This is a genomic window from Nocardia sp. CA-145437 (assembly GCF_050956485.1).
Classification (GTDB): Bacteria; Actinomycetota; Actinomycetes; order Mycobacteriales; family Mycobacteriaceae; genus Nocardia.
The window spans coordinates 1-24,872 of the sequence record NZ_CP191204.1 but is presented as its reverse complement, the minus strand read 5'-3'; the positions used below and the strand labels follow the sequence as shown (position 1 = coordinate 24,872).

Annotated in this window: 24 protein-coding genes and 1 tRNA gene; 14 read left to right on the top strand and 11 right to left on the bottom strand. The window is 68.8% G+C overall.

Translation table 11 applies throughout. The features are described 5' to 3' along the window. Position 1: 1 nt before the first annotated feature. Positions 2-1,321: a DUF58 domain-containing protein gene (locus ACQPYY_RS00125; protein ID WP_433592352.1), complete on the top strand. Its 1,320-nt coding sequence runs from the start codon at positions 2-4 to the stop codon at positions 1,319-1,321. Here the strand turns inward: ACQPYY_RS00125 and ACQPYY_RS00120 are convergent. Then, positions 1,299-2,105, bottom strand: coding sequence for an RDD family protein (locus ACQPYY_RS00120; protein ID WP_433592351.1), 807 nt, complete (start codon positions 2,103-2,105; stop codon positions 1,299-1,301). The genes ACQPYY_RS00125 and ACQPYY_RS00120 overlap by 23 nt on opposite strands. 42 nt (positions 2,106-2,147) lie before the next feature. Between ACQPYY_RS00120 and ACQPYY_RS00115 the strand changes: the two genes are divergently transcribed. Further along, entirely contained in the window at positions 2,148-3,209 is a 1,062-nt protein-coding gene (locus tag ACQPYY_RS00115) for a stage II sporulation protein M (RefSeq protein ID WP_433592350.1), read from the top strand. Positions 3,210-3,895: 686 nt separating this feature from the next. Here ACQPYY_RS00115 and ACQPYY_RS00110 read toward each other — a convergent pair. Beyond that, positions 3,896-3,981, bottom strand: a tRNA-Leu gene (locus ACQPYY_RS00110). 260 nt (positions 3,982-4,241) lie between these two features. On the opposite strand from ACQPYY_RS00110, the gene ACQPYY_RS00105 reads away from it, so the two are divergent. From ACQPYY_RS00105 to pknB, 7 genes are all read left to right on the top strand, one after another. Next, positions 4,242-5,636 (top strand): DUF3662 and FHA domain-containing protein, encoded by a 1,395-nt coding sequence (locus tag ACQPYY_RS00105; RefSeq protein ID WP_379103041.1) that lies wholly within the window; start codon positions 4,242-4,244, stop codon positions 5,634-5,636. A 208-nt stretch (positions 5,637-5,844) separates the two neighbouring features. Beyond that, positions 5,845-6,312, top strand: a complete 468-nt coding sequence (locus ACQPYY_RS00100) for an FHA domain-containing protein FhaB/FipA (RefSeq protein WP_213558686.1) — start codon at positions 5,845-5,847, stop codon at positions 6,310-6,312. Next, positions 6,309-7,823, top strand: coding sequence for a protein phosphatase 2C domain-containing protein (locus ACQPYY_RS00095; protein ID WP_379103038.1), 1,515 nt, complete (start codon positions 6,309-6,311; stop codon positions 7,821-7,823). The genes ACQPYY_RS00100 and ACQPYY_RS00095 overlap by 4 nt, the downstream gene beginning before the upstream one ends. Next, positions 7,823-9,289, top strand: coding sequence for an FtsW/RodA/SpoVE family cell cycle protein (locus ACQPYY_RS00090; protein ID WP_357274952.1), 1,467 nt, complete (start codon positions 7,823-7,825; stop codon positions 9,287-9,289). Before ACQPYY_RS00095 ends, ACQPYY_RS00090 begins: the two co-directional genes overlap by 1 nt. Continuing rightward, positions 9,286-10,779, top strand: a complete 1,494-nt coding sequence (locus ACQPYY_RS00085; protein WP_433592349.1) for a peptidoglycan D,D-transpeptidase FtsI family protein — start codon at positions 9,286-9,288, stop codon at positions 10,777-10,779. Before ACQPYY_RS00090 ends, ACQPYY_RS00085 begins: the two co-directional genes overlap by 4 nt. Positions 10,780-10,906: 127 nt before the next feature. Beyond that, positions 10,907-12,517, top strand: coding sequence for a protein kinase domain-containing protein (locus tag ACQPYY_RS00080; protein WP_379103033.1), 1,611 nt, complete (start codon positions 10,907-10,909; stop codon positions 12,515-12,517). After that, complete coding sequence (gene pknB / locus ACQPYY_RS00075) at positions 12,514-14,418, top strand: Stk1 family PASTA domain-containing Ser/Thr kinase (protein WP_433592348.1); 1,905 nt, start codon at positions 12,514-12,516, stop codon at positions 14,416-14,418. The genes ACQPYY_RS00080 and pknB overlap by 4 nt, the downstream gene beginning before the upstream one ends. Positions 14,419-14,503: 85 nt before the next feature. Here pknB and ACQPYY_RS00070 read toward each other — a convergent pair whose 3' ends face one another. The 3 genes from ACQPYY_RS00070 to ACQPYY_RS00060 form a co-directional block, all read right to left on the bottom strand. Then, positions 14,504-14,965 carry a dCMP deaminase gene (locus tag ACQPYY_RS00070; protein WP_379103029.1) on the bottom strand — a complete coding sequence of 154 codons (462 nt, stop codon included), beginning with the start codon at positions 14,963-14,965 and terminating at the stop codon, positions 14,504-14,506. Continuing rightward, positions 14,955-15,638, bottom strand: a complete 684-nt coding sequence (locus tag ACQPYY_RS00065; RefSeq protein ID WP_379103027.1) for a RibD family protein — start codon at positions 15,636-15,638, stop codon at positions 14,955-14,957. Before ACQPYY_RS00065 ends, ACQPYY_RS00070 begins: the two co-directional genes overlap by 11 nt. 108 nt (positions 15,639-15,746) lie before the next feature. Then, on the bottom strand, positions 15,747-16,385 hold the full coding sequence (locus ACQPYY_RS00060; RefSeq protein ID WP_433592347.1) for an aminodeoxychorismate/anthranilate synthase component II: 639 nt from the start codon (positions 16,383-16,385) through the stop codon (positions 15,747-15,749). A gap of 223 nt (positions 16,386-16,608) precedes the next feature. Here ACQPYY_RS00060 and crgA point away from each other — a divergent pair, with 223 nt between their 5' ends. After that, positions 16,609-16,875, top strand: coding sequence for a cell division protein CrgA (gene crgA, locus ACQPYY_RS00055; protein ID WP_357088463.1), 267 nt, complete (start codon positions 16,609-16,611; stop codon positions 16,873-16,875). Between the two features lie 107 nt (positions 16,876-16,982). Continuing rightward, positions 16,983-17,426 (top strand): PH domain-containing protein, encoded by a 444-nt coding sequence (locus tag ACQPYY_RS00050; protein WP_379103022.1) that lies wholly within the window; start codon positions 16,983-16,985, stop codon positions 17,424-17,426. On the opposite strand, the gene ACQPYY_RS00045 is transcribed toward ACQPYY_RS00050, so the two are convergent. Further along, positions 17,423-18,292, bottom strand: a complete 870-nt coding sequence (locus ACQPYY_RS00045; protein ID WP_433592346.1) for a rhomboid family intramembrane serine protease — start codon at positions 18,290-18,292, stop codon at positions 17,423-17,425. The two genes, ACQPYY_RS00050 and ACQPYY_RS00045, sit on opposite strands and share 4 nt — an antisense overlap. Positions 18,293-18,330: 38 nt before the next feature. Then, positions 18,331-18,858: a peptidylprolyl isomerase gene (locus ACQPYY_RS00040; RefSeq protein WP_433592345.1), complete on the bottom strand. Its 528-nt coding sequence runs from the start codon at positions 18,856-18,858 to the stop codon at positions 18,331-18,333. A gap of 141 nt (positions 18,859-18,999) precedes the next feature. On the opposite strand from ACQPYY_RS00040, the gene ACQPYY_RS00035 reads away from it, so the two are divergent. From ACQPYY_RS00035 to ACQPYY_RS00025, 3 genes are read left to right on the top strand one after another with little or no spacing between them, the layout of a single operon-like run. After that, positions 19,000-19,269, top strand: a complete 270-nt coding sequence (locus tag ACQPYY_RS00035) for a hypothetical protein (RefSeq protein WP_246598244.1) — start codon at positions 19,000-19,002, stop codon at positions 19,267-19,269. A 14-nt stretch (positions 19,270-19,283) separates the two neighbouring features. Beyond that, positions 19,284-21,122, top strand: coding sequence for a glutamine--fructose-6-phosphate transaminase (isomerizing) (gene glmS, locus ACQPYY_RS00030; RefSeq protein ID WP_379103013.1), 1,839 nt, complete (start codon positions 19,284-19,286; stop codon positions 21,120-21,122). Between the two features lie 54 nt (positions 21,123-21,176). After that, a complete protein-coding gene (locus ACQPYY_RS00025) occupies positions 21,177-21,356 on the top strand; it encodes a hypothetical protein (protein ID WP_357274929.1) in 180 nt (59 codons plus the stop codon). Positions 21,357-21,381: 25 nt separating this feature from the next. On the opposite strand, the gene ACQPYY_RS00020 is transcribed toward ACQPYY_RS00025, so the two are convergent. From ACQPYY_RS00020 to ACQPYY_RS00005, 4 genes are all read right to left on the bottom strand, one after another. Beyond that, positions 21,382-22,224, bottom strand: a complete 843-nt coding sequence (locus ACQPYY_RS00020; RefSeq protein WP_433592344.1) for an ABC transporter permease — start codon at positions 22,222-22,224, stop codon at positions 21,382-21,384. Then, a complete protein-coding gene (locus tag ACQPYY_RS00015) occupies positions 22,221-23,210 on the bottom strand; it encodes an ATP-binding cassette domain-containing protein (RefSeq protein WP_433592343.1) in 990 nt (329 codons plus the stop codon). The genes ACQPYY_RS00020 and ACQPYY_RS00015 overlap by 4 nt, the downstream gene beginning before the upstream one ends. Positions 23,211-23,597: 387 nt before the next feature. Beyond that, positions 23,598-24,623: an adenylate/guanylate cyclase domain-containing protein gene (locus ACQPYY_RS00010; RefSeq protein WP_379103003.1), complete on the bottom strand. Its 1,026-nt coding sequence runs from the start codon at positions 24,621-24,623 to the stop codon at positions 23,598-23,600. A 71-nt stretch (positions 24,624-24,694) separates the two neighbouring features. Beyond that, positions 24,695-24,802, bottom strand: a complete 108-nt coding sequence (locus ACQPYY_RS00005; RefSeq protein ID WP_433592342.1) for a DLW-39 family protein — start codon at positions 24,800-24,802, stop codon at positions 24,695-24,697. Positions 24,803-24,872: the final 70 nt, after the last annotated feature.

Below are 24,872 nucleotides of genomic sequence, written 5' to 3'. Positions count from 1 at the left end.
GGTGGTCGTCACCGGCCGCCTGGCCGCCGCCGCGGTGCTCGCGGCCCTGTTCGTCACGCTGATGCTGCCGTCGTGGCTCGGCGTGCTGGTCGCCACGCTGGCGCTGGCCGCGCTCATCGGGCTCGATCTGCTGCTGCTGGGATCGCCGGGCGCGCTGGAACTCTCGCGCGAGCCGCTCACCAGCGTGCGCACGGGCCGCAGCATCGACGTGGAACTGGCGGTGCTCAACGGCGGCGCCCGGCCGGTGCGCGGGACACTGTGGGACGACTGGCCGCCCAGCGCCCACGCCCGGCACCGCACGCATCCGTTGCACCTGCCGCCCAACACCAGGATTCGGCTGCGCACCGAACTCACCCCCGCCTATCACGGCGACCGGGTGGCCGGTCCGGTGACGCTGCGCCTGCTCGGGCCGCTCGGCCTCGCCGGACGCCAGGTACGCCGCGAGGTGCCCGCCCGGTTGCGCGCGCTGCCGCCGTTCCGCAGCGAACCGCTGCTGGCCTCCAAGGTCAAGCAGTTGCAGCAGCTGGAAGGCCGCAACACCACCACGATTCGCGGCCAGGGCACCGAATTCGATTCGTTCCGTGAATATGTCGCGGGCGACGACGTGCGCACCATCGACTGGCGGGCCACCGCCCGCGCCAACGACGTACTGGTCCGCACCTGGCGGCCGGAACGCAACCGGCACGTGGTGATGCTGCTCGACACCGGACGGGTGAGCGCGGGCCGCATCGGCTGCGCCGACAGTGCACGCGGTGGCGGCGGCACCCGCCTCGACGCCGCCATCGAAGCCGCCCTGCTGCTCGGCGGGCTGGCCGCCGCCGGGGGCGACTCGGTGGACCTGCTGGCCTATGACCGGCGGCTGCGCACCGAGGTGCGCGGCGTCGGCGGAAAACGCCTGCAGCTCAAGCTGATGCACGCCCTCGCCGGACTCACCCCCGAACTGGCCGACACCGACTACCGCGGCATGCTGCGCGCCACCCTGCAACGGGCCCGCCGCCGCAGCCTGGTGGTCTGGTTCACCCACCTCGACGCCGCCACCGTGCAGGAGGGCCTGCGGCCGGTGCTGCCGGTCCTGGCCGAACGGCACCGGGTGCTGGTGGTGTCGGTGACCGACCCGGAGGTGGCGGCCGCCGCCATCCACCGCACCGGGGTGACCGACCTCTACACCGCCGCGGCCGCCGAGAACGTGATCGCGGAGGAGGCCGTGGCCCGGGAGACCCTGCGCCGCGCGGGCGTCCGCGTCATCACCGCGCCGCCGGACCTGCTGCCCGGGGCGCTGGCCGACGAATACCTCGAACTCAAACGGACCGGAGCGCTGTGACCGGCGAGGGCGGGGTGACCGGCTGCCACCGGGGAAAGGACGGCGGCGGCAACTGCCGCCGCTGCCGCTCGGCCAGCACCGCGCCCAGGATCTGCAGCGGCGGATAGCCGTTCAGGGGCGCGGTACGCAGGCTCGCGCACACCGAGACCACCAGCGCCCGGCCCAGCCGGTCCTGCACCTCGGGGGTCAGGGTGCGAAACCGCAGCAGGTACTGCCGCACCGCGAACGCCTGCTCGTCGGAGAGCCCCGACAGGTCCAGCTGCCGCGCCCAGCCCGCCAGCCACGGCGGCGCCGCCGCCAGCGCCGCGAACGGCAGGCGGCTGCGGTCGTGCACCACCACGGTGCCCGCCAGCGCGTCCCCGACCCGGCGGCCCTGCGGCGAGCACAGCGACACCACGACGGCGATCAGGCCGGTGCCCAGCACCCAGAAGTCGACGATCCCGGCCAGGCCCCGGGTCACCGCGTGCTTGAAGTCGACGGGCCCGCCGTCGGCGCGCACCACCCGCAGCCCGACCGCCATCTTCCCGAGCGAACGCCCGCGGGTGAGGGTCTCGAACACCACCGGATATCCGATGGCCGCGCACACCAGGGCCACCAGCAGCGCCGCGTCCAGCCAGGCGGCGTCCGCGCCGATCCACACCAGCAGCGCCCGGAACAGCAGGATCAGCGTCACACCCAGCATGAACTGCACGATCAGGTCGAGCAGGAACGCCGCGGCACGCGTCGGAATCCGCGCGATGGGCAGTTCGACGGCTACAGCCTCGCCGGTGGTGAAAAGTGCCATGGTGGTTAGCATTTTGTCAGCCGAAGTGCGGGAGGGGAACTCATGGATCTGGACGCGTACACCTTCGTTCACCGGCCTTCCTGGGATCGGCTGGATCGGCTGGCGTCGCGGAGCAAGCGGCTCAGTGGGGCGGAGGCCGACGAGCTGGTGCGGCTGTACCGGGTGGCCTCACAGCAGCTGGCGCGGTTGCAGACCCGGGAGGCCGATCCGGAGCTGATCGCCGGGCTGTCCGCGGTGCTGACCCGGGCGCGGGGACGGATCCTGAGCGCGCGCATCGATACTCCCCATGAGATCGGGTACTTCTTCACGCACCGCTTTCCGGCCGCCGTGTACCGGGCCTGGCCGTGGTGGTTGTCGGTGGCGGCGGTGTTCCTGCTCGGCGCGGCGGCGCTCGGCGCGGCGGTGGCCAATTCCGAGACGGCACGGAAGCGTCTCGGGCTGAACATGGATACAGACGCCTTGACGAAGCCGGGCGGCGAATTCGAGACCTACTACTACGAGCACTCGCACGACGCGTTCGCGGCGAAGGTGTGGACCAATAACGCGTGGGTGTCGGCCATGGCGCTGTTCATGGGCGTGCTCGTGCTGCCCGCGCTCTACCTGTTGTTCATGAACGCGCTGAATCTCGGCGTCAGTGCCGGGCTGATGGCGGAGGCGGGACGACTGGAGCCGTTCTTCGGCTGGATCCTGCCGCACGGAATGCTCGAGCTCACAGCCATTTTCGTGGCCGGCGGGGCGGGCCTGAAGCTGGGCTGGACGTTGATCGACCCGGGCCGGGAGAGCCGCCCGCAGGCCCTGGCCCGGCAGGGACGCGCGACGGCGGTGATCGCGCTGGGTCTGGCCGGGGTGCTGCTGGTGTCGGGATTCCTGGAGGGCTTCGTGACGCCCAGCGGATGGCCCACCGCGGTGCGGGTCGGGATCGGGGCGGTGGCCGAACTCGGTTTCCTGGCCTACGTATTCGGGCGTGGTCGCCAGGCGGTGCGAGAGATGGACGACACAGCGCGAGCGTTGGACGACGCGGCGCGGGAGTCGGGCCCGGAGCACATCACGGGCAATTCGGTCGGGAACCATCCAGAACCGGTTGTGAGAGTGGCGACTTCCTAGTCGCGAGCACCGTTCGGATTGAGTTCCACTGGCCGCAGCGAGTCCGGCTCAGCTGCGGCCAGCGTTGCCGTTGACTCTACACAATCGTTATGGCTACGCAACCTCCGACTTGCCCACCGGGCGTATAACGCGACCAGGCGAAATGCGCCCTCCCCGTGGGGAACCCGGCACCATCGCTAATTCTCGGCATACCCTTTGCGGGCGGTCTGCGGAGGGCCTCGAAACTATCCTCGCGGTTGCGTTTCAGGACCCGTTTCAACCCATTGCGCGCGATGGGTTTCGAACGCCGTCATCCGGTTTGCGAAAAACTCGCGAATTCTCCGCTCACCACCGGTTCAACCCCCGTTAAGCTGGTGTTTCGTCCCAGCTCAGCGTGATTGCCAAGCAGTCGCTTGGGGTCAAACAAACCTCAAGTTTGTTTCGAATGGTTTTAGCTAAATGATCATCAGGCAACGCTGGACAGTAATCGGGCGCATACCCGAGGCGACATCCTCCGGCAAACGATTTTCACCCCTCGCGAGGCCCAGAAACGGCCCCTGGCAACGTCTCTCGAAACCCACCCCGGACAGGGTGTGCGACCTTCGTCACATCCATGGATTTGCGGATGAGCAGGATGAGCCGGACAGGAACCCGAGTCCGGACAAAGAAGAAGGCCCCCGATCCGGTGGGATCGGGGGCCTTCCTCGTGGTGGGCGAAGGGGGACTTGAACCCCCACGTCCTTACGGACACTGGCACCTGAAGCCAGCGCGTCTGCCATTCCGCCACTCGCCCGAGCGACGAGAAGAACGTATCACGGGGTTTGCACCAAAACGAAATCGCCTGGTTATCGGGGGTGCGCATGCTTCGTGGCGCAGTGGGTACGCCCCGGGAACCTGGGCTCGCCGCCAAGAGTTACAGGTGTGGACGATCGTGGATATCATGCAAAGACCGTGTCCCTCCGGCGACACGCCATGCCTGCGTGTTGCATTCCGGGACGCTCCGCGCACGACTATTGGCAGGTCAGAAACGACACGACCCGGGAAGGAGGGGCGATGGGGTTCGTTTCCCGCTTCGAGCGCCGCCTCCAGGGTGCTGTCGGTGATGTCTTCGCCCGTGCGTTCGGCGGCAGTGTGGTTCCCCAGGAGGTGGAGGCCGCACTGCAGCGTGAGGCCGGCGACCACGTCCAGGATCTGGGCGGGGGGCATCTGCTGGCTCCCAACAGCTACGTCATCACCGTCAACGAGACCGATCTCCGGCAACTCGTCCACGGTGAAGGCCAGCCGGACCAGCAGGTCGCCACGGAGGATTACCAGCTCACCGTGCGTGCGTTCGCCAAACATCTGCAGGACCACATCCGTGAGCAAGGGTGGCAGACCTACGGCGAAGTGCACGTGGAGTTCGAGGCATCCCCTACGCTGCACACCGGACAGTTCAGGACGCGCGGCCGGGTGGATCCGGACGCGGGCAGGCGGGCCAGCCCGTCACCGGGACCTGAACGCCCACAACGACCCAACCCGCAACCAGGAGCTGGCCCCATGACGCAGAACTCAGGCTACGACCCCAGCCGTGAGCCCGCGGAGTCCGATCCGCGGAACCGCGGGTACGCGCCCCCGCCTGCGGGCCGCCCCGGTCAGCAGGGGTACGGCGAGTACGGCTACGGCCAGTCCGAGCAGGGCTATGGCGAGTACCAGAACGGCTACGACTACCAGCAGCAGGGCGGCGGCTACGGCGCCCAGCAGCAGGGTGGGTACGCCGAGCAGGGCTACGGCCAGCAGGGCGGGTACGGCGCGCCCGATCAGGCCTACGGCCAGCAGCAGGGCTATGCCGACCAGCAGGGCTACGGGCAGCAGCAGGGCTACGAGCAGGGCTACGGCGACCAGCAGGGCTACGGCCAGCAGCAGGGTTACGCCGACCCGGGCTACGGCCAGCAGCAGGGCTATGGCCAGCAGGGCTACGAGCAGGGCGGCGGCTACGGCGGCCAGCAGCAGGGCGGGTACGCCGATCAGGGCTACGGCCAGCAGCAGGGCTATGCCGATCAGCAGGGCTACGGGCAGCAGCAGGGCTACGAGCAGGGTTACGGCGACCAGCAGGGCTACGGCCAGCAGGGCTACGACCAGCAGCAGGCGGGCTACGGCGCGGCTCCTGCGCGGGGCGCGTCGGGCTACTCGGCGACGCTGCAGCTGGACGACGGCTCCGGCCGCACCTACCAGCTGCGCGAGGGCAGCAACATCATCGGCCGTGGGCAGGACGCGCACTTCCGGCTGCCGGACACCGGGGTTTCCCGGCGGCACATCGAGGTTCGCTGGGACGGCCAGACCGCGATGCTCTCGGACCTCGGTTCGACCAATGGCACGCTGGTCAACGGGTCTCCCGTCCAGGATTGGCAGCTGGCCGACGGGGATGTCATCCGCGCCGGGCATTCCGAGATCCTGATCCGGATCGTCTGATCCCGTAAGCTCGCGGTGCAGGTCACGATATGACTAGGAATTCCTCGGTCGTATCGTGATCGCAACCGGTCGACGGCCCTATGATGCTGCCATTACGCGCGGCGGACTCTGGCCGCGCTGACACGCAACACACCGGTTGGGGGTCACGGAGCCATACCTCCGTAACTGCCCCGTACCTACGACACGGTCGAACAGGAGGTGGAGCACCGTGCAGGGACTGATCCTGCAATTGACCCGTGCGGGGTTCCTGCTGCTGTTGTGGCTGTTCGTGTGGGCGGTGCTCCGGACCCTGCGCAGCGATATCTACGCGGCTTCCGGCCTTCGGGTCGCGCCTCGGGCCGCAGGCGGTTCCGCGGTGCTCCCATCTTTTCGCCGGGGCCAGAAGGGCGCCAAATATCTCGTGGTGACTCAGGGTTCTCTCGCCGGCACTCGCATCTCACTCGGCCAGCAGCCGGTGCTGATCGGGCGCGCGGACGACTCCACACTGGTCCTCACCGACGACTACGCCTCCACCCGCCACGCGCGACTGTCTCCGCGCGGTGAGGATTGGTACGTCGAGGATCTCGGTTCCACCAACGGGACCTACCTCGACCGGTCGAAGGTCACCACTCCGGTCCGAGTCCCACTCGGCACCCCTGTCCGTGTCGGCAAGACAGTGATCGAGCTGCGATCGTGACACTTGTTCTCCGCTACGCAGCGCGCAGCGACCGTGGTCTCGTCCGAGCCAATAACGAGGACTCCGTCTACGCCGGTGCGCGACTGCTCGCGCTGGCGGACGGCATGGGCGGCCACGCCGCCGGTGAGGTCGCCTCGCAACTGATGATCGCCGCCCTGGCGCATCTGGACGACGACGAGCCCGGCGACGATCTGCTCGGCAAGCTGAATCGTGCCGTGCACGAAGGCAATGCGTCCATCGCCGACCAGGTCGAGGAGGAGCCGGAACTCGACGGCATGGGCACCACGCTCACCGCCATCCTGTTCGCCGGCCGCAAACTCGGCCTCGCCCACATCGGCGACTCCCGCGCCTATCTGCTCCGAGGCGGTGAACTGGCCCAGATCACCCGCGACGACACCTTCGTGCAGTCGCTGGTGGACGAGGGACGAATCACCCCGGAGCAGGCCCACACTCATCCCCAGCGCTCGCTGATCATGCGGGCGCTCACCGGCAACGAGATCGACCCCACCCTGGTGGTGCGCGAGGCCCGTGCCGGAGACCGCTACCTGCTGTGCTCGGACGGCCTGTCCGACGTGGTCAGCGACGAGACCATCGCCAACACCCTGCGCGAGGGCACCACCGACGAGGCGGCCGACCGGCTCATCGAATTGGCCTTGCGCAGTGGCGGTCCCGACAACGTGACCGTGGTGGTCGCCGACGTCATCGATCTGGACTACGGCCAGAGCCACCCCATCGTGGCGGGCGCGGCGTCCGGCGAGGACGAGGACACTCCCCCGCCGAACACCGCCGCCGGCCGGGCCGCCGCCATGCGCCCGCCGCGGGCCACCCCGCGCCGCGCCGTGGCGCAGCCCGAACCCGAGCCGCCCAAGAAGAGCCACAAGCTGCGCTGGCTGGCGCTGTCGCTGGCCCTGCTGGTGGCCGTCGGCGCGGGTCTCACCGTGGGCTACAACATGATTCGCAGCAACTACTACGTCGGCGTGGACGGCGAGAAGGTGGTCGTGCTGCGCGGCCTGCCCGGTTCGGTGCTGGGCTACTCGATCCGCGATGTGGATCAGGTCGGATGTGTCACCCGCGCCGGTGAATTGACGCTGGCAGCTCCCGGCGACAAGTTCGCCGCCGGTTGTGTCTCGCTGACCCGTGAGGCGCTGCGCCCCAGCGGCCGGGATTCGGTCGACAAGGGTCTGCCGCCGGGCTCGCGCGACGACGCCATCAAGCAGATCCGCATGCTGGTGTCGACCGAGCTGCTGCCGCCCTGCGACACCAAGGCGCAGGCCCCGAGCACCCCGACCACGACTCCGGCCCCGCCCGCCGACCCGAACCAGCCGGGCGCCTCGGTCACCCCCACACCCGCCGCACCGACCGCCGTCCCCGGCGGCCTCAGCGGCGGCGAACGGACCGGCGAGAACCACCCGCTGGAGCACAAGTCCGAGCAGCCGAGCCCGCCGGCCACCACCGTTCCCACCACCACGGCACCGCAGAACCCGGGGCAGAACTGCAGGACGGCGGACTGATGTCCGCACCGGCACCGCCGTTCACTGGGGCCTTCCCCAGTCCACCCGGCGGATTCGCTCCTGCGCCGCCGCCCGCCACCCGGCGCAATGTCGAGTTGCTGCTGTTGGGGCTGGCGGCCCTCATCACCACCGTGTCCCTGGTGTTGGTGGAGGCCAGTCAGGAGCAGGCGATCACCTGGGAGATCGCCAAACTCGGTGCCGCGTACCTGGCCCTGTTCGGCGTCGCGCATCTGGCGGTGCGGCGGTTCGCGGCGTTCGCGGATCCGCTGCTACTACCGATCGCGGCACTGCTGAACGGGTTGGGCCTGGTGGTGATTCACCGAGTGGACCTAGCGCAGGCCCAGGACGCCGCCTTCGCCAACCTGCCCATCCCCTCCCCCGACGCCAACCAGCAGGTGCTGTGGACGGGGTTGGGGATGGTGGTCTTCATGGGGTTGTTGATCGCGCTGCGCGACTACCGCAGCCTGGCCCGCTACTCCTACACGGTCGGCCTGCTCGGGCTGGTCGCGCTCGCGCTGCCCGCGCTGCTGCCGGACCGGTACTCCATGGTGAACGGCGCGAAGATCTGGATCCGGCTGCCCGGCTTCAGCGTTCAGCCCGGTGAGTTCGCCAAGATCGCGCTGATCGTGTTCTTCGCCGGAGTGCTGGTGTCCAAGCGCGACCTGTTCACCGGCGCGGGCAAGCACGTGTTCGGTATGGAGTTGCCGCGCATGCGCGACATGGGACCGATCCTGCTGGTGTGGGTGGTCTCGGTGGGCGTGCTGGTGGTCGAGAAGGATCTGGGCACCTCGCTGCTGATCTTCGCGACCGTGCTGTGCATGCTCTACGTCGCGACCGAGCGAGTGGGCTGGGTCGCGGTCGGGCTCGTGCTGCTGACCGTCGGATTCGTATTCGCCTACAACGCGTTCGGGCATGTGCGGGTCCGGGTCTCGACCTGGCTGCACCCGTTCGACGACTACTCCAGCACCGGCTACCAGATCTCGCAGTCGCTGTTCGGCCTGGCCACCGGCGGTCTCGCGGGAACCGGTCTGGGCAGCGGGAATCCGTCGAAGGTGCCGTTCGCGAAGACCGACTTCATCATCGCCGCCATCGGCGAGGAGCTCGGCCTGATCGGCCTGGCGGTGATCCTCGTGCTGTTCTGCATCCTGTCGGTGCGCGGCATCCGCACCGCGCTGGCCATCCGCGACAGCTTCGGCAAGTTGCTCGCGTCGGGGCTGGCCTTCACCATTGCCATTCAAGTGTTCGTCGTGGTCGGCGGAGTCACCAAGTTGATTCCGCTGACCGGGTTGACCACCCCGTTCATGTCGTACGGCGGTTCGTCGCTGCTGGCGAACTACGTCCTGCTGGGAGTGCTGATCAAGATTTCCGACGCGGCCCGCCGCCCGGCGCCCGCCCGCAAGCGGGCCGAGCCGATCGCGGACGCGTCGACGCAGATGCTGCGCAAGGTCGAGGGGGGTGCCGGGTGAACACGCCTCTGCGCCGGGTGGCGCTGGCGGTGATGGCGATGATCGTCGCGCTGCTGATCAACGCCACCTACGTGCAGGTCCAGATCGGCCCGATCGGCAAGGCCGACAGCCTGCGCAACGACCCGCGCAACGATCGCGTGCTGCTCGACGAGTACGCCCGCCAGCGCGGCCAGATCTCCGCGGCCGGAACGGTGCTCGCGAGTTCGGTGGCCACCGACGACCGCTACAAGTACCTGCGCACCTACCCGACCGATCCGATGGCCTACGCGCCGGTGACCGGCTTCTACTCGCTCCAGAACGGCAACAACGGACTCGAGCACACCGAGGACTCGGTGCTCAACGGTTCGGACAACCAGCTGTTCGGGCGGCGGCTCATAGACCTCATCTCGGGCCGGGATCCGCGCGGCGGCAACGTGGTGACAACGATCAACCCGCTCATGCAGAAGGTCGCCTACGAGCAGCTGACCTCGAAGAAGCTGACCGGTTCGGTGGTGGCGATCGAGCCGAGCACCGGGCGCATCCTGACCATGGTGTCCACCCCGTCCTACGATCCGAACACCCTCGCCGGGCACGACGCCGGCCGGGTCGAGGACACCTACAAGCAACTGGACAAGGACACCGGCAAGCCGCTGATCAATCGCGCCGTGTCCACCACCTACCCGCCGGGTTCGACGTTCAAGGTGGTGGTCACCGCGGCCGCGTTGTCCAACGGCATCGCGAAACCGGAGGACCAGTTCACCGCCGCGCCGCGGATCACCCTGCCCGGCACCCAGACCACGCTGGAGAACTACAACGGCAGCCACTGCGGTCCCGGCGACAGCCAAACCGCTTCGCTGACAGAGGCTTTCAAGTACTCGTGTAACACGGCTTTCGTGGAACTCGGTATCAAGGTGGGGACGGCGAAACTCAAGGACGAGGCGAGCGCGTTCGGGATCGGCAAGGATCTGCACAACAGCATCCCGATCCCGTGGACCGACAGCACCGTGGGCGACATTCCCGACAACGCGGCGCTGGGCCAGAGCAGCATCGGACAGCGCGATGTGGCCCTGACCCCCTTGGACAACGCGGTCATCGCGGCCACCATCGCCAACGGCGGCGTGCGGATGAAGCCCTACCTGGTCGACCAGTTGCAGGCGCCGGACCTCAGCACGCTGAGCACCACCAAACCGACCTCGGTGGGCCAGGCGGTCACCCCCCAGGTGGCCACCCAGATCACCAATCTGATGATCGAGTCGGAGAAGAACACGCAGGGAGGGACGCAGCCGCGCCCGTATCAGATCGCGTCGAAGACCGGAACGGCCGAGCACGGCTCGGATCCGCGCAACACCCCGCCGCACGCCTGGTACATGGCGTTCGCACCGGCACAGAACCCGAAGATCGCCATCGCGGTAATCGTCGAGAACGGCGGCGACCGGGCCCTGGCCGCGACCGGCGGCTCGGTGGCAGCACCGATCGCGCGGGCCGTGCTGGACACCGGGCTGGGGGGCTGAGAGACATGAGAGTGCAAGACAGCATGAGTGAGTCATGGCCCGGAGGAGCCACTCCTCCTCTCAGCGCTTGCCCGCGTAACCACGCAGGGCCCTCACTCATGCTGCATGGGAGCAGACAGGGTCACGAATGCTGAACAACGGTGCGATGATCGCGGACCGGTACCGGCTGCAGCGGCTGATCGCCACCGGCGGCATGGGCCAGGTCTGGGAAGCGCTGGACACCCGGCTGGACCGCCGGGTCGCGGTGAAGGTGCTGAAGGCGGAGTTCTCCACCGACCCCACCTTCCGGCAGCGCTTCCGTACCGAGGCGCGGACCACCGCGCAGCTGAATCACCCGGGCATCGCGAGCATTTACGACTACGGCGAGACGCAGGATCCGTCCGGCGGCGAGATCGCCTATCTGGTCATGGAATTCGTGCAGGGCGAGCCGCTCAACGCGGTGCTGTCCCGGCTGAACCGGCTCTCGGTGGCCCAGGGCCTCGACATGCTCGAGCAGACCGGGCGCGCGCTGCAGGTGGCGCACCTCGCGGGTGTCGTGCACCGGGACGTGAAGCCCGGCAACATCCTCGTGACGCCGACCGGTCAGGTGAAGATCACCGACTTCGGCATCGCCAAGGCCGTCGACGCCTCCCCGGTCACCAAGACCGGCATGGTGATGGGCACCGCCCAGTACATCGCGCCGGAGCAGGCCACCGGTGAGGACGCCACCGCCGCCTCGGACGTGTACTCGCTGGGCGTGGTCGGCTACGAGGCGCTCGCGGGCGCGCGGCCGTTCACCGGCGACGGCGCGCTGACCGTCGCCATGAAGCATGTGCGGGAGGCCCCGCCGCCGCTGCCCGCCGACCTGCCGCCGAACGTGCGGGAGCTCATCGAGATCACCATGGCCAAGGAGCCGGGCCAGCGCTATGCCAATGGCGGCGAGTTCGCCGACGCGGTGTCCGCGGTGCGTTCGGGTCGCCGGCCCACGCCGCCCGGCGGCCTGCCGTCCGCGGCCATGACCGGCGCCACCCGGGTGCTGCCGCCCGGACCGACCATGATCATCCCGGGCGCGCGGGCCGACCAGGCCACCGCCCGCTACGCCCCGCCGACGCAGCAGCCGATGCGCGGGCCCATGGAACCGCCCGCCGCCCAGACCACCGTCATGTCCGGACCCCGCACCCCGGTCGGACCCATGACGGTCCCCGGTGTGGAGGACGGCGGCTCGGGTCGATTCACCAATGGCCAGAAGGTCGTCGCCGGACTGGGTGTGGGCGCGCTGATCCTCGGCGCGGCCGCCGCCATCATCCTGATGAGCAGCTCCTCGCACGACTCCACGCCGCCCGCCCGCACCAGCGCGGTGATCGCGCCGCCGGTGATCACCCCGACCACCACCGTCCCGCCGACCACCACCACCCGGGAACGGCCGGTGCCGCCGCCACCCCCGGTGACCACGGTCGAGCCGCCGCCGACCACCACGGTCGAGCCGACCACCACCCCGCCGCCGGTCACCACGACGACGCCGCCCAAGACCACCCCGCCGGTCACCACCACCCCGGCGAAACCCACGACCACCAAGCCCGACCGGTGGCCGTGGCCGGGCCAGGGCGGGGGCGACCTACCATCATTGCCAGTGACTCCCGGCGCGAATTCCGGCGGCGGCGTGAATTCCGGCGGAGCGGTGAGTCCCGGCAGTAACCGCAGTCCGGTGTACGCACAGGACCCCAATTCATCCTCAGTCGCGCAGCAAGGATTGCCATGACGACCCCGAAGAACCTCTCCTCCCGCTACGAGCTGGGCGAGATCATCGGGTTCGGTGGCATGTCCGAGGTCCACAAGGCCCGGGATCTGCGGCTGGGCCGGGATGTGGCGATCAAGGTGCTGCGCGCCGACCTGGCCCGCGACCCCACGTTCTACCTGCGCTTCAAGCGTGAGGCGCAGAACGCGGCCGCCCTCAACCATCCGGCCATCGTCGCGGTGTACGACACCGGCGAGGCCGAGATCGACGGCGGGCCGCTGCCCTACATCGTGATGGAGTACGTCGACGGTGACACCCTGCGCGACATCGTGCGCGGCAAGGGACCGCTGCCGCCGCGGCGCGCCATGGAGGTCATCGCCGACGTGTGCGCGGCGCTGGACTTCTCGCACCGCAACGGCATCGTGCACCGGGACATGAAGCCCGCCAACATCATGATCAACCGGGCCGGCGCGGTGAAGGTGATGGACTTCGGCATCGCCCGCGCCATCGCCGACAGCTCCAACCCCATGACCCAGACGGCCGCCGTCATCGGCACCGCCCAGTACCTCTCCCCCGAGCAGGCCCGCGGCGAGCAGGTCGACGCGCGGTCGGACGTGTACTCGGTGGGCTGCGTGCTCTACGAGATCCTCACCGGCGAACCGCCTTTCACCGGCGATTCCCCGGTCGCGGTCGCCTACCAGCACGTCCGGGAGGATCCGCGGCTGCCGTCGCAGGTGCATCCCGGGGTGCCGCGCGAGCTCGACTCGGTGATCCTCAAGGCGATGAGCAAGAACCCGGCCAACCGGTATCAGACCGCGGCCGAGATGCGCGCCGACCTGATCCGGGTGCTGGGCGGGCAGAAGCCTACCGCCCCCATGGTCATGACCGACGAGGACCGCACCGGTTTCCTCGACGACGACCTGCCGCCGCCGCGCAGCTACCGCACCGTCGAACGCCGCGACGACACCACCGAACAGGAGATCGTCGAGGCCAATCCGCGCCGGCGCACCGCGCTGATCGGCATCCTCGGGGTGGCCGCGGTCGCGGTGGTCGGGATCCTGCTGTGGATGCTGGTCGGCCCCGGGTCGCGGGCCGATCAGGTCACCGTGCCCGACGTCGCCAACCAGAACTACCAACTGGCGCAACGGGATCTGGAGAAGGCCGGTTTCACGGTCGCCATCCAGCAGAAGAACGACCCGAAGGTGGCATTGAACAATGTCATCGCCACCCAGCCGCTGGGCGGATCCCGGGTCGGCAAGGGCAGCACCATCACCCTGCAGGTGTCCGCGGGACCGCAGCAGGTGACGGTGCCGAAGCTGGCCGGCCTCACCCGGCAACAGGCCGAGCAGACCCTGAATTCGCAAGGGCTGCGGATGAATCCCGACGTGAAACGGGAGGCTTCCAGCGCCGACGACAAGGACAAGGTCGTCTCGTCGACCCCGGACGCGGGCCAGAAGGTCGACTCCGACGGACAGGTCACCATCACCCTCGGTTCGGGTCCGGACAAGGTGGTCGTCCCCAATGTGGTCGGGCAGTCGATCGAGGTCGCGCAGTCCACGCTGGGCGACACCGCGCTGTTCAAGGTCGTGGTCCAGGAAGTGCCGAACAACCAGCCCAAGGGCACGGTCATCGCCACCAACCCGTCCGCGGGCACCCAGGCCGACAAGGGCTCCACGGTGACCGTGCAGGTGTCGAGCGGCGATCAGATCACCATGCCCGACCTGCGCGGCCTCACTCCGGCGCAGGCCGTGGACATGCTGCGCAAGAGCGGCTGGAACGGGCAGGTCAGCCAGAACACCATGAGCACGCTGAACGCGGGCGAGGTCGGGCGCATCCTGGCCCAGCAGCCGACCTCGGGCTCGTCGCTGGGCAAGTCCCAGACGGTGACCATCACGACCGGAGTGCTGTCGCTCGGCCCGCCGTGATTCGGATTCCATGGTGAGAACAGGGGTTCGCGGATCGTCCGCGAACCCCTGTTTTGTTTCATGTGAAACCTTGCGCGGGCGAAACCTACAGCCGCAGATGCCGGTTCATCGACATGGCCTCGTCGGCCAGATCGGGCAGTTCGACCACCTCGACGCCGTGCTCGCGCAGCCGCTCCACCCCGACGCAGTTGTCCACGAAGGTGCCGGGCTCCCGCCAGGCGATCACCACACGCCGGATCCCGGCCCGCAGAATCCGATCCGTGCAGGGCAGCCGATCCTGACTCGCGCGCTGCGAACAGGGCTCGAGGGTGCTGTAGAGGGTGGCGTGCCGCAGCCGCGGATCGTCCGAGGCCAGCTTGTTCAGCGCCGACTCCTCGGCGTGCACCTTGTCGTCGGTCTCCCGCGACCACCCGTGCTCGATCTCCACCCCGTCCGGGCCCACGATCACCGCACCCACCGCGAAGGCGGTGTCGCTGTGCGGGCACAACCGCGCCAGACCGATGGCGTGCCGCATCCAGCCGCGATCCAGCCGTGCCTCATCCGACATCGGAATCCTCCTTCGGCAGGTAGTGCAGCAGGGCGATATCCCCGATCCGGGCCACATCGGCCAGCTGCATGCGGTGCTGGGGCCCGCCCGGGAAGGCCGCGGGTCCCAGGAAGCGCGGGGCGGCCGGATCGCCGACCACCAAGGGCGCCACGGCCATCCAGATCTCGTCGACCAATCCGGCCGACAGGAAGGCGGTATGGATGGACCCGCCGCCCTCGACCATCAGGCTCTCGACACCACGTTTCCCCAGGTCATCGAGCAGAGCCGCGAAATCGATCGCCGCGCCCAGGGATACCACCTCGGCCAGTCCCGCGAGCCGGTCGCCGAGGCGGGCGGCCCCGGAATCGGTGGTGTAGACCAGTCTTTCGCCGCCGCTGTGCCAGAACCGCAGCTCCGGGTCGAGTTCGCCGCGCGCGGAGACGATCACCCGCGCCGGATAATCGGGCTTGCCCGCGGCGACCCGCTGCAGGCGGCGGTCCGAACTGTTCACGAGCAGCCGGGGGTTGTCGCGGCGCAGGGTCTCCGCACCGATCAGGATGGCGTCGGATTCGGCGCGCAGCGCGTCGACCCGATCGAAATCGGCGGCGTTGGACAACAACAGGCGGTCCGGGCTCGCGTCGTCGATGTAGCCGTCGATGCTGACGGCCACCGACAGCAGGACCCGCGGCCTCACGCCGCGCCGCCCATCATGACGCTGTCTCCATAGGGCATGAGCGCGGAGCCTGCGTGGTTACGCAGGCAAGCGCTGAGAGGAGGAGTGGCTCCTCCGGCCCCTGACCGCTCATGCCAGGGCCGCGACCTCCGCCTCCAAGGTCTGCACCAGCCCCTCCGCCGGCCGCTCGCCGCACACGCCCAGCCAGTTGGCGAGCATGCGGTGCCCGCCCTGGGTGAGCACGGATTCGGGGTGGAACTGCACACCGTGGATGGGCAGATCGCGATGCCGCAGGGCCATGACGATGCCGGATTCGGTGCGGCCCAGCACCTCCAGCTCCGGCGGCATGGTCTCCTCGAGGACGGTCAGGGAGTGGTAGCGGGTGGCGGTGAACGGATCCGGGAGCCCGGCCAGCACGCCGGCGCCGATGTGGAAGACGCTGCTGGTCTTGCCGTGCAGCAGTTCGGGGGCGCGGGTCACGGTGGCGCCGAAGGCTTCTCCGATGGCCTGGTGTCCCAGGCACACGCCGAGCAGCGGGGTGGCGTGCTTCGCGGCGGCGTGCACCAGCGGGATGGAGGCGCCGGCGCGGTCGGGGGTGCCGGGCCCGGGGCTGATCAGCACGCCGTCGAAGTCCTGCACAACCTTGTCCACATCCGCGAGCTGCGGGTCGTCATTGCGCCAGACCTCGGCGTCCACACCCAGCTGTCCGAGATACTGAACCAGGTTGAACACGAAGCTGTCGTAGTTGTCGACGACCAGTACACGCATGATTCGAGAGTAGTGGCTGGTGACTCGCCCGTCGCGAGCAATACCTAGTATGGAGGTACCACCGCGAGCGTATGCGGACGTAACAACTGGTTTCGTCACGGTCGGGGTAACTCCTGGGGTACCCCCAGAATCGCGTCGGCACCCAACCGCCGGGCCGCATGCGAGAATGTCGACGGCACTCAGCCGTGCGCTGAAGTCACGGAGAGGCGGAGCAGAGGACGTCATGCCGAAGTCTAAGGTCCGGAAGAAGACCGATTACACGATCAACCCGGCCAGCCGCACCCCGGTGCGGGTGAAGACGGCTGGTCCGTCGCCGGTCTGGTACGTCTCCATCATGCTGGGCTTCATGCTCGCCGGTCTGGTGTGGCTGCTCGTCTACTACCTGGCCAACGAGCAGATCCACTGGATGAGCGACCTGGGCGCGTGGAACTTCCTGATCGGATTCGGCCTGATGGTGGTCGGTCTGATCATGACCATGCGCTGGCGCTGAATGCCCCGCACGGGTGGCCCGCTCCCCCGGGAATGTGGCTTACACCATTGTCATTCATGCACACCTGTGGATGAGCCTGTGGACAACTCGAGGAAAGAGTGGGGACAGTGACCGCCACCGGCCCCGATTCCCAACTGTCCTGGTCCACACCCCCGGCCGCCCTCGTGGCCTGCGGCATCGGCGGCTTGGTGCTGGCCGTCGCCGCGATCGTGTCTACGGACGGCCCCGGCCGCCTGCTCATCGGCGTGGCCGCGGTGGGACTGCTCGGTCTGACCGCCCTGGGCGTGCGGCAGCGGCCGCGGCTCGCGGTCGAACCCGGCAACCCTGTGCATATCGTGGTGCGCGGTCTGACCGGGCCGCAGCGGTACACACCCGAGCAGATCCTGCGGGTCCGGGTTGTGCACTACCGGCGACTGGGCCGTCGTATGCCCATGCTGGAGATGGATGTGGACAACTCCGGTGAGGAACGGCTGCTGATCTTCGGCCGCTGGGATCTGGGCACGCGCCCCGAGGATGTCCTCGAGGTGCTGCGCGCGCATCTGTCGCGTTAGAGGGTGGGCGCGGCCAGCACGGTGACCAGCACGGCGGCCAGCGCCACCGCCGCGACCGCCACCCAGCCGACGGTGAGCGCCTTACGGGCGTCCCCGATCCCGATCCAGCGCGGCAGATACAGGATTCCGGTGGTGGCGAGCGTGCCCGCGAGCAGCCCGCCCAGGTGCCCCCACACCGAGATGCCGGGCACCGAGAAGGTGATCACCAGGTTGATCCCCAGCAGCACCGCGATCTGGGTGAGGTTCTGGCGGATGCGCAGCATGATCACCGCGACCGTGCCGAAGATCCCGAAGATCGCGCCCGAGGCGCCCGCGGTGGGGGTCAGGGGACCCGACAGCGCCGTGACCGCGGCCGAACCGCCCAGCAGGGACGTGAAGTAGACCGCCACGAAGCGGGCCCGGCCCAATGCCACCTCGCAGTACGGACCCAGCACGTAGAGCGCGAACATATTGGCCAGCAGGTGGATCGGCCCGTAGTGCAGGAAGCCCGAGCCGAGCACCCGCGCCCAGCCGCCGTCGTAGCCGACGAAGCCCGGCACCAGCACCCAGTCGTAGAACAGCCGGGAACGCTGGTTGTCCATCAGGCTGTGCGCCTGCAGCGCGGTGGCCGCGAAGACGATCACATTGACGGCGATCAGCGTGTAGGTGACGTACGGCTGCGAGATCCGCGACAGCGTCGTTCCGGCCGCGTTGCGGACCGGCCGGACATCGTCGCGGCCCTGCTGGACGCACTCCACGCAGTGCTGCCCGACCGCGGCCGCGGTCAGGCATTCGGGGCAGGCCGGACGCCCGCACCGGGTGCAGGCCAGACCGGTGGGCCGGTCGGGGTGGCGGTAGCAGGCCGGGGCGGGCGGCTGGGGCTGCATGGGAAGTCCTCTTCGAAGGCCGTGGCGCGGGCCGTTTCTCAGGCGATGGTGATGCTGTTGATCACCACGTCGTCCTTGGGGCGGTCGCCGCGGTCGGTGGAGATGGTGGCGATGGCGTCGACCACCTTGCGGGAATCGGGGTCCCGGACCTCGCCGAAGATGGTGTGGCGGCGGTTCAGGTGCGGCTGCGCGCCCACGGTGATGAAGAACTGGGAGCCGTTGGTGCCGGGTCCGGCATTGGCCATCGCGAGCAGGTAGCCGCGGTCGAAACGGAGTTCCGGATGGAACTCGTCCTTGAACTCGTAGCCGGGGCCGCCGCGGCCGGTGCCGGTGGGATCCCCGCCCTGGATCATGAATCCGTCGATCACCCGGTGGAAGATCGAGCCGTCGTAGAACGGCCCGGAGTCGGTGCCCGCGGCGTTCTTGGTGCTGTACGCCTTGGAGCCGTCGGCCAGGCCGACGAAATTGCGGACGGTGGCGGGGGCGTGGTTACCGAAGAGCGAGATCTTGATGTCGCCGTGGTTCGTGTGCAACGTCGCCACTGCGGTCTGATTCGGTGAGGTCACGCCGCCAGGATAGGTGCAGGGCGCGCGGCCGGGCCGAAGCGGCACACACGAAGCCCCCGAATCCACCGCGAGATGTGATTCCCTGCCCGGATTCGGGCACAGAAGTGGCGGAAACGGTCCCGGCATGGCATGTTCGGTCGAGTGAATGACGGGGATCCGGTCGATCTGGTCCGCCATGTGGCGGCCTCCACCGGCCTGCCGCCCGCCGTCGCGGCCCGCGTGGTCGCCGATGTCGTCGGATACTTCGACGAGACCGCCGAGCAGTTCGTGCGCCGCAGACATGCCGAATTGCAGAGCCGTCAGGTCCGCAATGCCGAAATCTGGCAGCGCCTGGCGGCCGAGCTCGCGCAGCGCCGGGTCGCCGCCCCCGACTTCACCGAACGGCAGCTGCGTCGCATCGTCTACGGGTAGGAGTCCGTCCCGCAATGTGTGGAATCGTCGGTTACATCGGTCATCGTGAAGCCGTCCCGGTCCTGCTGGAGGGCCTGCACCGGCTCGAGTACCGGGGTTACGACTCCGCGGGTCTGGCCGTGCCGCACCGAGGCCGCCTGCGGGTCACCAAGACCCAGGGCCGGGTCCAGGACCTGCGCAACAAGGCCGATGCCGAAGCCGCCCGGCTGCGCGGCAATGTGGGCATCGCCCACACCCGCTGGGCTACCCACGGCGAACCCTCCGACGCCAACGCGCACCCGCACACCGACGTCTCCGGCCGGATCGCGGTCGTGCACAACGGCATCGTCGAGAACGCCGAGGTGCTGCGCGCCGCGCTGACCGCCGAGGGCGTGGAATTCGTCTCCGACACCGATACCGAGGCCATCGCGCACCTGGTCGCCGCCGCCCTGGAGGCGTCCGAGACCCTGGAGGACGCGGTCCGCACCGCCATGCGCCGGGTCGAGGGCACCTACGGCCTGCTGGTGCTCGACGCCCGCCGCCCCGACGAACTGGTGGTGGCCCGCAACGGCTCCCCCATCGTGCTCGGCGTCGGCGACGGCGAGATGTTCGTGGCCTCCGACGTGGCCGCCCTGGTGCACCACACCCAGCGCGTGGTGTTCCTCGACGACGGCGAGCTGGCCACCGTGCGCGCCGACGAATTCCGCACCAGCACACTGGGTCTCGAGGCCCGCCGCACCGACAAGATCCCCACCACCATCGATATGGCGGCCGAGGACTACGCGCTGGGAGGGTATCCCGACTTCATGCGCAAGGAGATGGCCGAACAGCCCGACGCCGTCCGCCGGGCGCTGCGCGGCCGCCTCGACGAGCGCTTCGCCACCGCCCACCTGGGCGGCCTGAATATGGACGCGCGCGAGCTGCGCGGGATCAGCAAGGTGGTGTTCCTGGGCTGCGGCTCCGCCTATTACGCGGGCCAGCTGGGCGCGCAGCTGGTCGAGGAGCTGGCCCGGATCCCGGCCGTCGCCGAGCCCGCCTCGGAGTTCCGCTACCGCAATCCGGTGGTGGACCCGGACGCGCTGTACGTGGCGATCAGCCAGTCCGGCGAGACCCTGGATACCCTTGCCGCCGTTCAGGAATTGCAGCGCAAGGGCGGCCGCGTCATCGGCGCGGTGAACGTGGTCGGCAGCGCCATCGCGCGCGAGTGCGGTGCGGGCGTCTTCCTGCACGCGGGCCCGGAGGTCTCGGTGGCGTCGACCAAGGCGCTCACCAATATGACCGTGTCCTTCGCCATGCTGGGCCTGCTGCTGGGCCGGGTGCGGGACCTGTCGGCCGCGGCGGGCGAGCGCATCGTGTCCGGGCTGCGCGCGCTGCCCGACGCCATCGACGCCGTGCTGGCCGAGGAGGAGACGGTCGCCGATATCGCGTCCCGATTCGCCAAGGCGCGCAGCATGTTCTTCATCGGCCGGGTGCGTGCCTGGCCGGTGGCGCGCGAGGGCGCGCAGAAGCTGAAGGAGATCTCCTACATCCACGCCGAGGCGTACCAGGGTTCCGAACTCAAGCACGGGCCGCTGGCGCTGATCGACCCGGAGATGCCGTCCATCGTGCTGGTGCCCGGCGACGAGCTGCTGGCGAAGAACATCACCACCATCGAGCAGATCAAGGCGCGCGGCGGCCCGGTCATCGCGGTCACCAACACCGATCTGCCGGACGGGCTGGCGGATTCGGTGATCCGGGTTCCGGCGGTGTGCCCGGAACTCGACCCGATCATCCTCACGATTCCGTTGCAGTTGCTCGCCTATCACACGGCCATGGCGCTGGGCCGGGACGTGGACAAGCCGCGCAACCTGGCCAAGAGCGTTACCGTCGAGTAACCGATCGGCGGCCCCGTCCGTGCACGAATTGTCTTGCTGTGCCAGCATGGTCGGATGGAGCTGGGGAGCGTTCGTAACAAGGTCATCGTGGCCGCCCTCGTGGCTATCGCGGGAGGTGTCGTCGCGTTCTTCGTGAACAAGCGTCCGCAACCGGAGGCACCGGCCGCCGAACCGCCGCGCCTGGGCTACTCGCGCAACGGTTCGGCGCCCTCGCCGGACCTCGTGAACCACTGAAGCCCGCGGTGAGTCGCCGAGTTACTCAGCGACTCACCGAGCGCTTGTACTGCTTCAGGGCGAGCGGCACGAAGACCGCCAGGATCACGACGACCCACATCAGGGTCGTCGCGACCGGGTGCCGCATGGGCCAGACATCCGCGCTCGGCCCCATCGGCGAGGTGTTGCCGAACAGATCGCGCGTCGCCTGCGTCACCGCCGACACCGGATTCCATTCCGCCACAACGCGCAATACCGTCGGCAGGTTCGCGGCCGGCACGAAGGTGTTGGCGATGAACGTGAGCGGGAAGATCACCATGAAGCTGGCGTTGTTGTAGACCTCCGGCGCGCGCACCAGCAGACCGACCACCGCCATGATCCACGACACCGCGTACGCGAACAGCAGCAAGAGCACGTACGCCAGCACCGCGTCGAGGAACGAGCCGCGAATCCGCCAGCCCACCAGCAGACCGGTCAGCGACATCACCACCAGGCTCACCACATTGATGACCACGTCGGAGAGCGTACGGCCGATCAGCACCGCCGACGGGGCCATGGGCAGTGACCGGAAGCGGTCGATGATGCCCTTCTGCATGTCCTCGGCCAGGCTCAGACCGGTGAACGTCGCACCGAACACCACGGTCTGGGCGAAGATGCCCGCGATCAGGAACTCGCGATAGGACGTGCCCGGCAACTGGATCGACGAGCCGAAGACGTAGGCGAACAGCAACACGAACATGATCGGCGACAGCGTCGAGAAGATCAGCACGTCCGGCACCCGGCGGATCTTGATCACATTGCGTTTGGTGATGGTGATGCTGTCGGTCACCACCATGGCCAGTCGCTGTGCGAGCGAAGGCTTTCCGGCGACGGCGAGCGCGGCGCTCATCGGGCCCCCTCCTTCTCCTCGGCGGATCGATTGCCGTTGATCAGTTCCTCGGCCTGATGTCCGGTCAAGGACAGGAACACATCGTCGAGCGAGGGCCGGCGCAACCCCACGTCGTGGATCTTCACCCCATACTTGGTCAGCTGCCCGATCGCGTCGACCAGTGCCTGCGAGCCGTCCTCGACCGGCACGATGATCCGCCGCAGCCCGGGCTCGAGCCGAATCTCGCCGTGCGCCAAGCCTTCCAGCGCCTGCTGCGCCACCGCGAGATTGTCGGCGTGATCGACGACCAGCTCGATCCGGTCGCCGCCCACCATCGCCTTGAGCTCGTCGGAGGTGCCCTCCGCGATCACCCGGCCGTGGTCGATGACGGCGATGGAGTCGGCCAGCCGGTCGGCCTCCTCCATGTACTGGGTGGTCAGCAGCAGCGTGGTGCCGCCCGCCACCAGTTCCTCGATGACGTCCCAGAGATCCAGGCGCGCACGGGGATCCAGGCCGGTGGTGGGTTCGTCCAGGAACAGTACGGGCGGATTCGCGACCAGCGCGCCCGCCAGGTCCAGGCGGCGGCGCATACCGCCGGAGTAGCCCTTGACCGGACGGTCGGCGGCGTCGGCGAGGCGGAACCGGTCCAGCAGCTCGCGCGCTCGCTCCTTACTGCGCCGCACCCCCATGTGGTACAGACGGCCCACCATCTCGAGATTCTCGAAGCCGGTGAGGTATTCGTCGACCGCGGCGTACTGGCCGGAGGCGCCGATGCGGGAGCGCAGCAGCTGCGGGTCCTTCAGGACGTCCACCCCGGCGACGACGGCGTGGCCCGCGTCGGGGAGGAGCAGCGTGGTGAGCACGCGCACGGTGGTGGTCTTGCCGGCGCCGTTGGGGCCGAGCAGGGCGGTCACGGTGCCTTCGGGGACCGAGAGGTCGAGGCCGTCGAGGGCGACCAGATGGCCGTACCTCTTGACCAGCCCCTCGGCGACTATGGCGTCGGGCATGATTCTCCTGTTCCGAACTGCACGGATGCGGTCGAACACGATCGTCGGCGTCTGGCCAGTATGCCCGGATAGGCAGAGTGAGTCATCCCAGTTTCACCAGTGTCGGCGCGGACGGCGTCCGGGATCGCGAGTCGTCAACTACTCGAACGTAATTCGGCGAAGGACCCATTTCGGTCACGATGCCGAGCCCGCCGCCGACAACCGCGCTTTTTCCTCGAAAAAATCTTTGAACGCGATGCCCCGATAGCCACACAATCCGAATTCGTCGCGTAGGATCGTTCCCGTCGGCCCCTCCCCCCCGGGCCGACCTTACGCGGGCCTCGGCTAACTCCCCCCCTTCGCCGAGGCCCGCCCCCATTCCCGGAGCACGTCCTCGACGGGGATCACTCAGACCAGCGGTCGAATCTCATTGCGGCGCAGCACATGCCCGTACAGCCGATTGATGCCCTTCACCCGCACCGTGGCCAGATGCCGCAGCGTGAAATCCAGATCCGCCTCGATGGCCGCGGCCGCGCCGTCGTCCACCAGCACCGTGCCCGGCCGGGCCACACCGGTGAGCCGCGCCGCCGTGTTCACCGTCGACCCGTAGAGGTCGCCGAAGCGCTGCAACACCTCCCCGTAGGCCAGACCCACCCGCAGCTCCTGGGTGACGCCGTGCGAGGCGATGGCGGCCTCCTGCACCGCGAGCGCGATCCGCGCCCCGTCGGTGGCCGTCGCCGCCGCGAACATGACCTCGTCGCCCACGTTCTTGATCACCCAGCCGCCATTGGCGACGATGGCGTTGCTGGTGGCCGTCTCGAAGGCCTCCAGCAGCGCCGACAGCTCATCGGCCTCCAGGTGGCGGGTCAGGCGGGTGTAACCGACCATGTCGGCGAATCCGACGGCCAGCACGCGAACCGTGTCCCCCGCCGCCGCTCCCCCGTCCAGCGACCGCGCCAGCGCGGCGTCCAGGTGCCTGCGGAAGGCGTAGCGCTGCAAGGTCTCGAATTCGGTGACCACCTCGTCGGTGGCGATGCGCGCCGCTTCCTTCGGATCGATGTCCGGCTGCTCGCGCGTGATGGTGGTGATCCGGTCCAGGATCTCCTCGGTCACCAGATCGACCTGCCACTCCGCCAGCCGCGCCATGGACCGTCCCAGCGTGCGCGCGGCCGTGGTCTGGCGGTGCGTGTCGGCGGTGGCCAGCACGTGCAGCTTGGCGAAGGTCTGGGCGGCCTCGATATCGGAGTCGCTGTATTCCACGGCCTCGTCGTCCGGATCGGCCGGGAAGCCCAACGCCACCCACAGGCGGCGGGTGACATTGTTGGGCAACCCGGTCAGATCCGCGACCTGATGCCGGTTGTACCGGCGCGGGCCGCTCAACAGATATGGCTCGACCACGGACTGCACCAGCTCGGAGATCTCAGTGGACGCCATCTCTCGACCTTACGGCGTGAATCGGATGGAAAACCGCCGCTTGTTCCGTGTCACAGCCAAATTCGAGGCGGTCAGCGCGTGGTGACCTCATGCCACAGGTCGGCGTCATTGCGCTGACGCAGTTTGCTGATCCCGAAAAGGACGGCGGCGGCGATCACAATGGTGAGCACGATTTTCATGAATCCCACAGTACTGCAACGACAGAAGCCGCAGACCGAAGCGGTCTGCGGCTTGTGGGAGTGGAGCCTA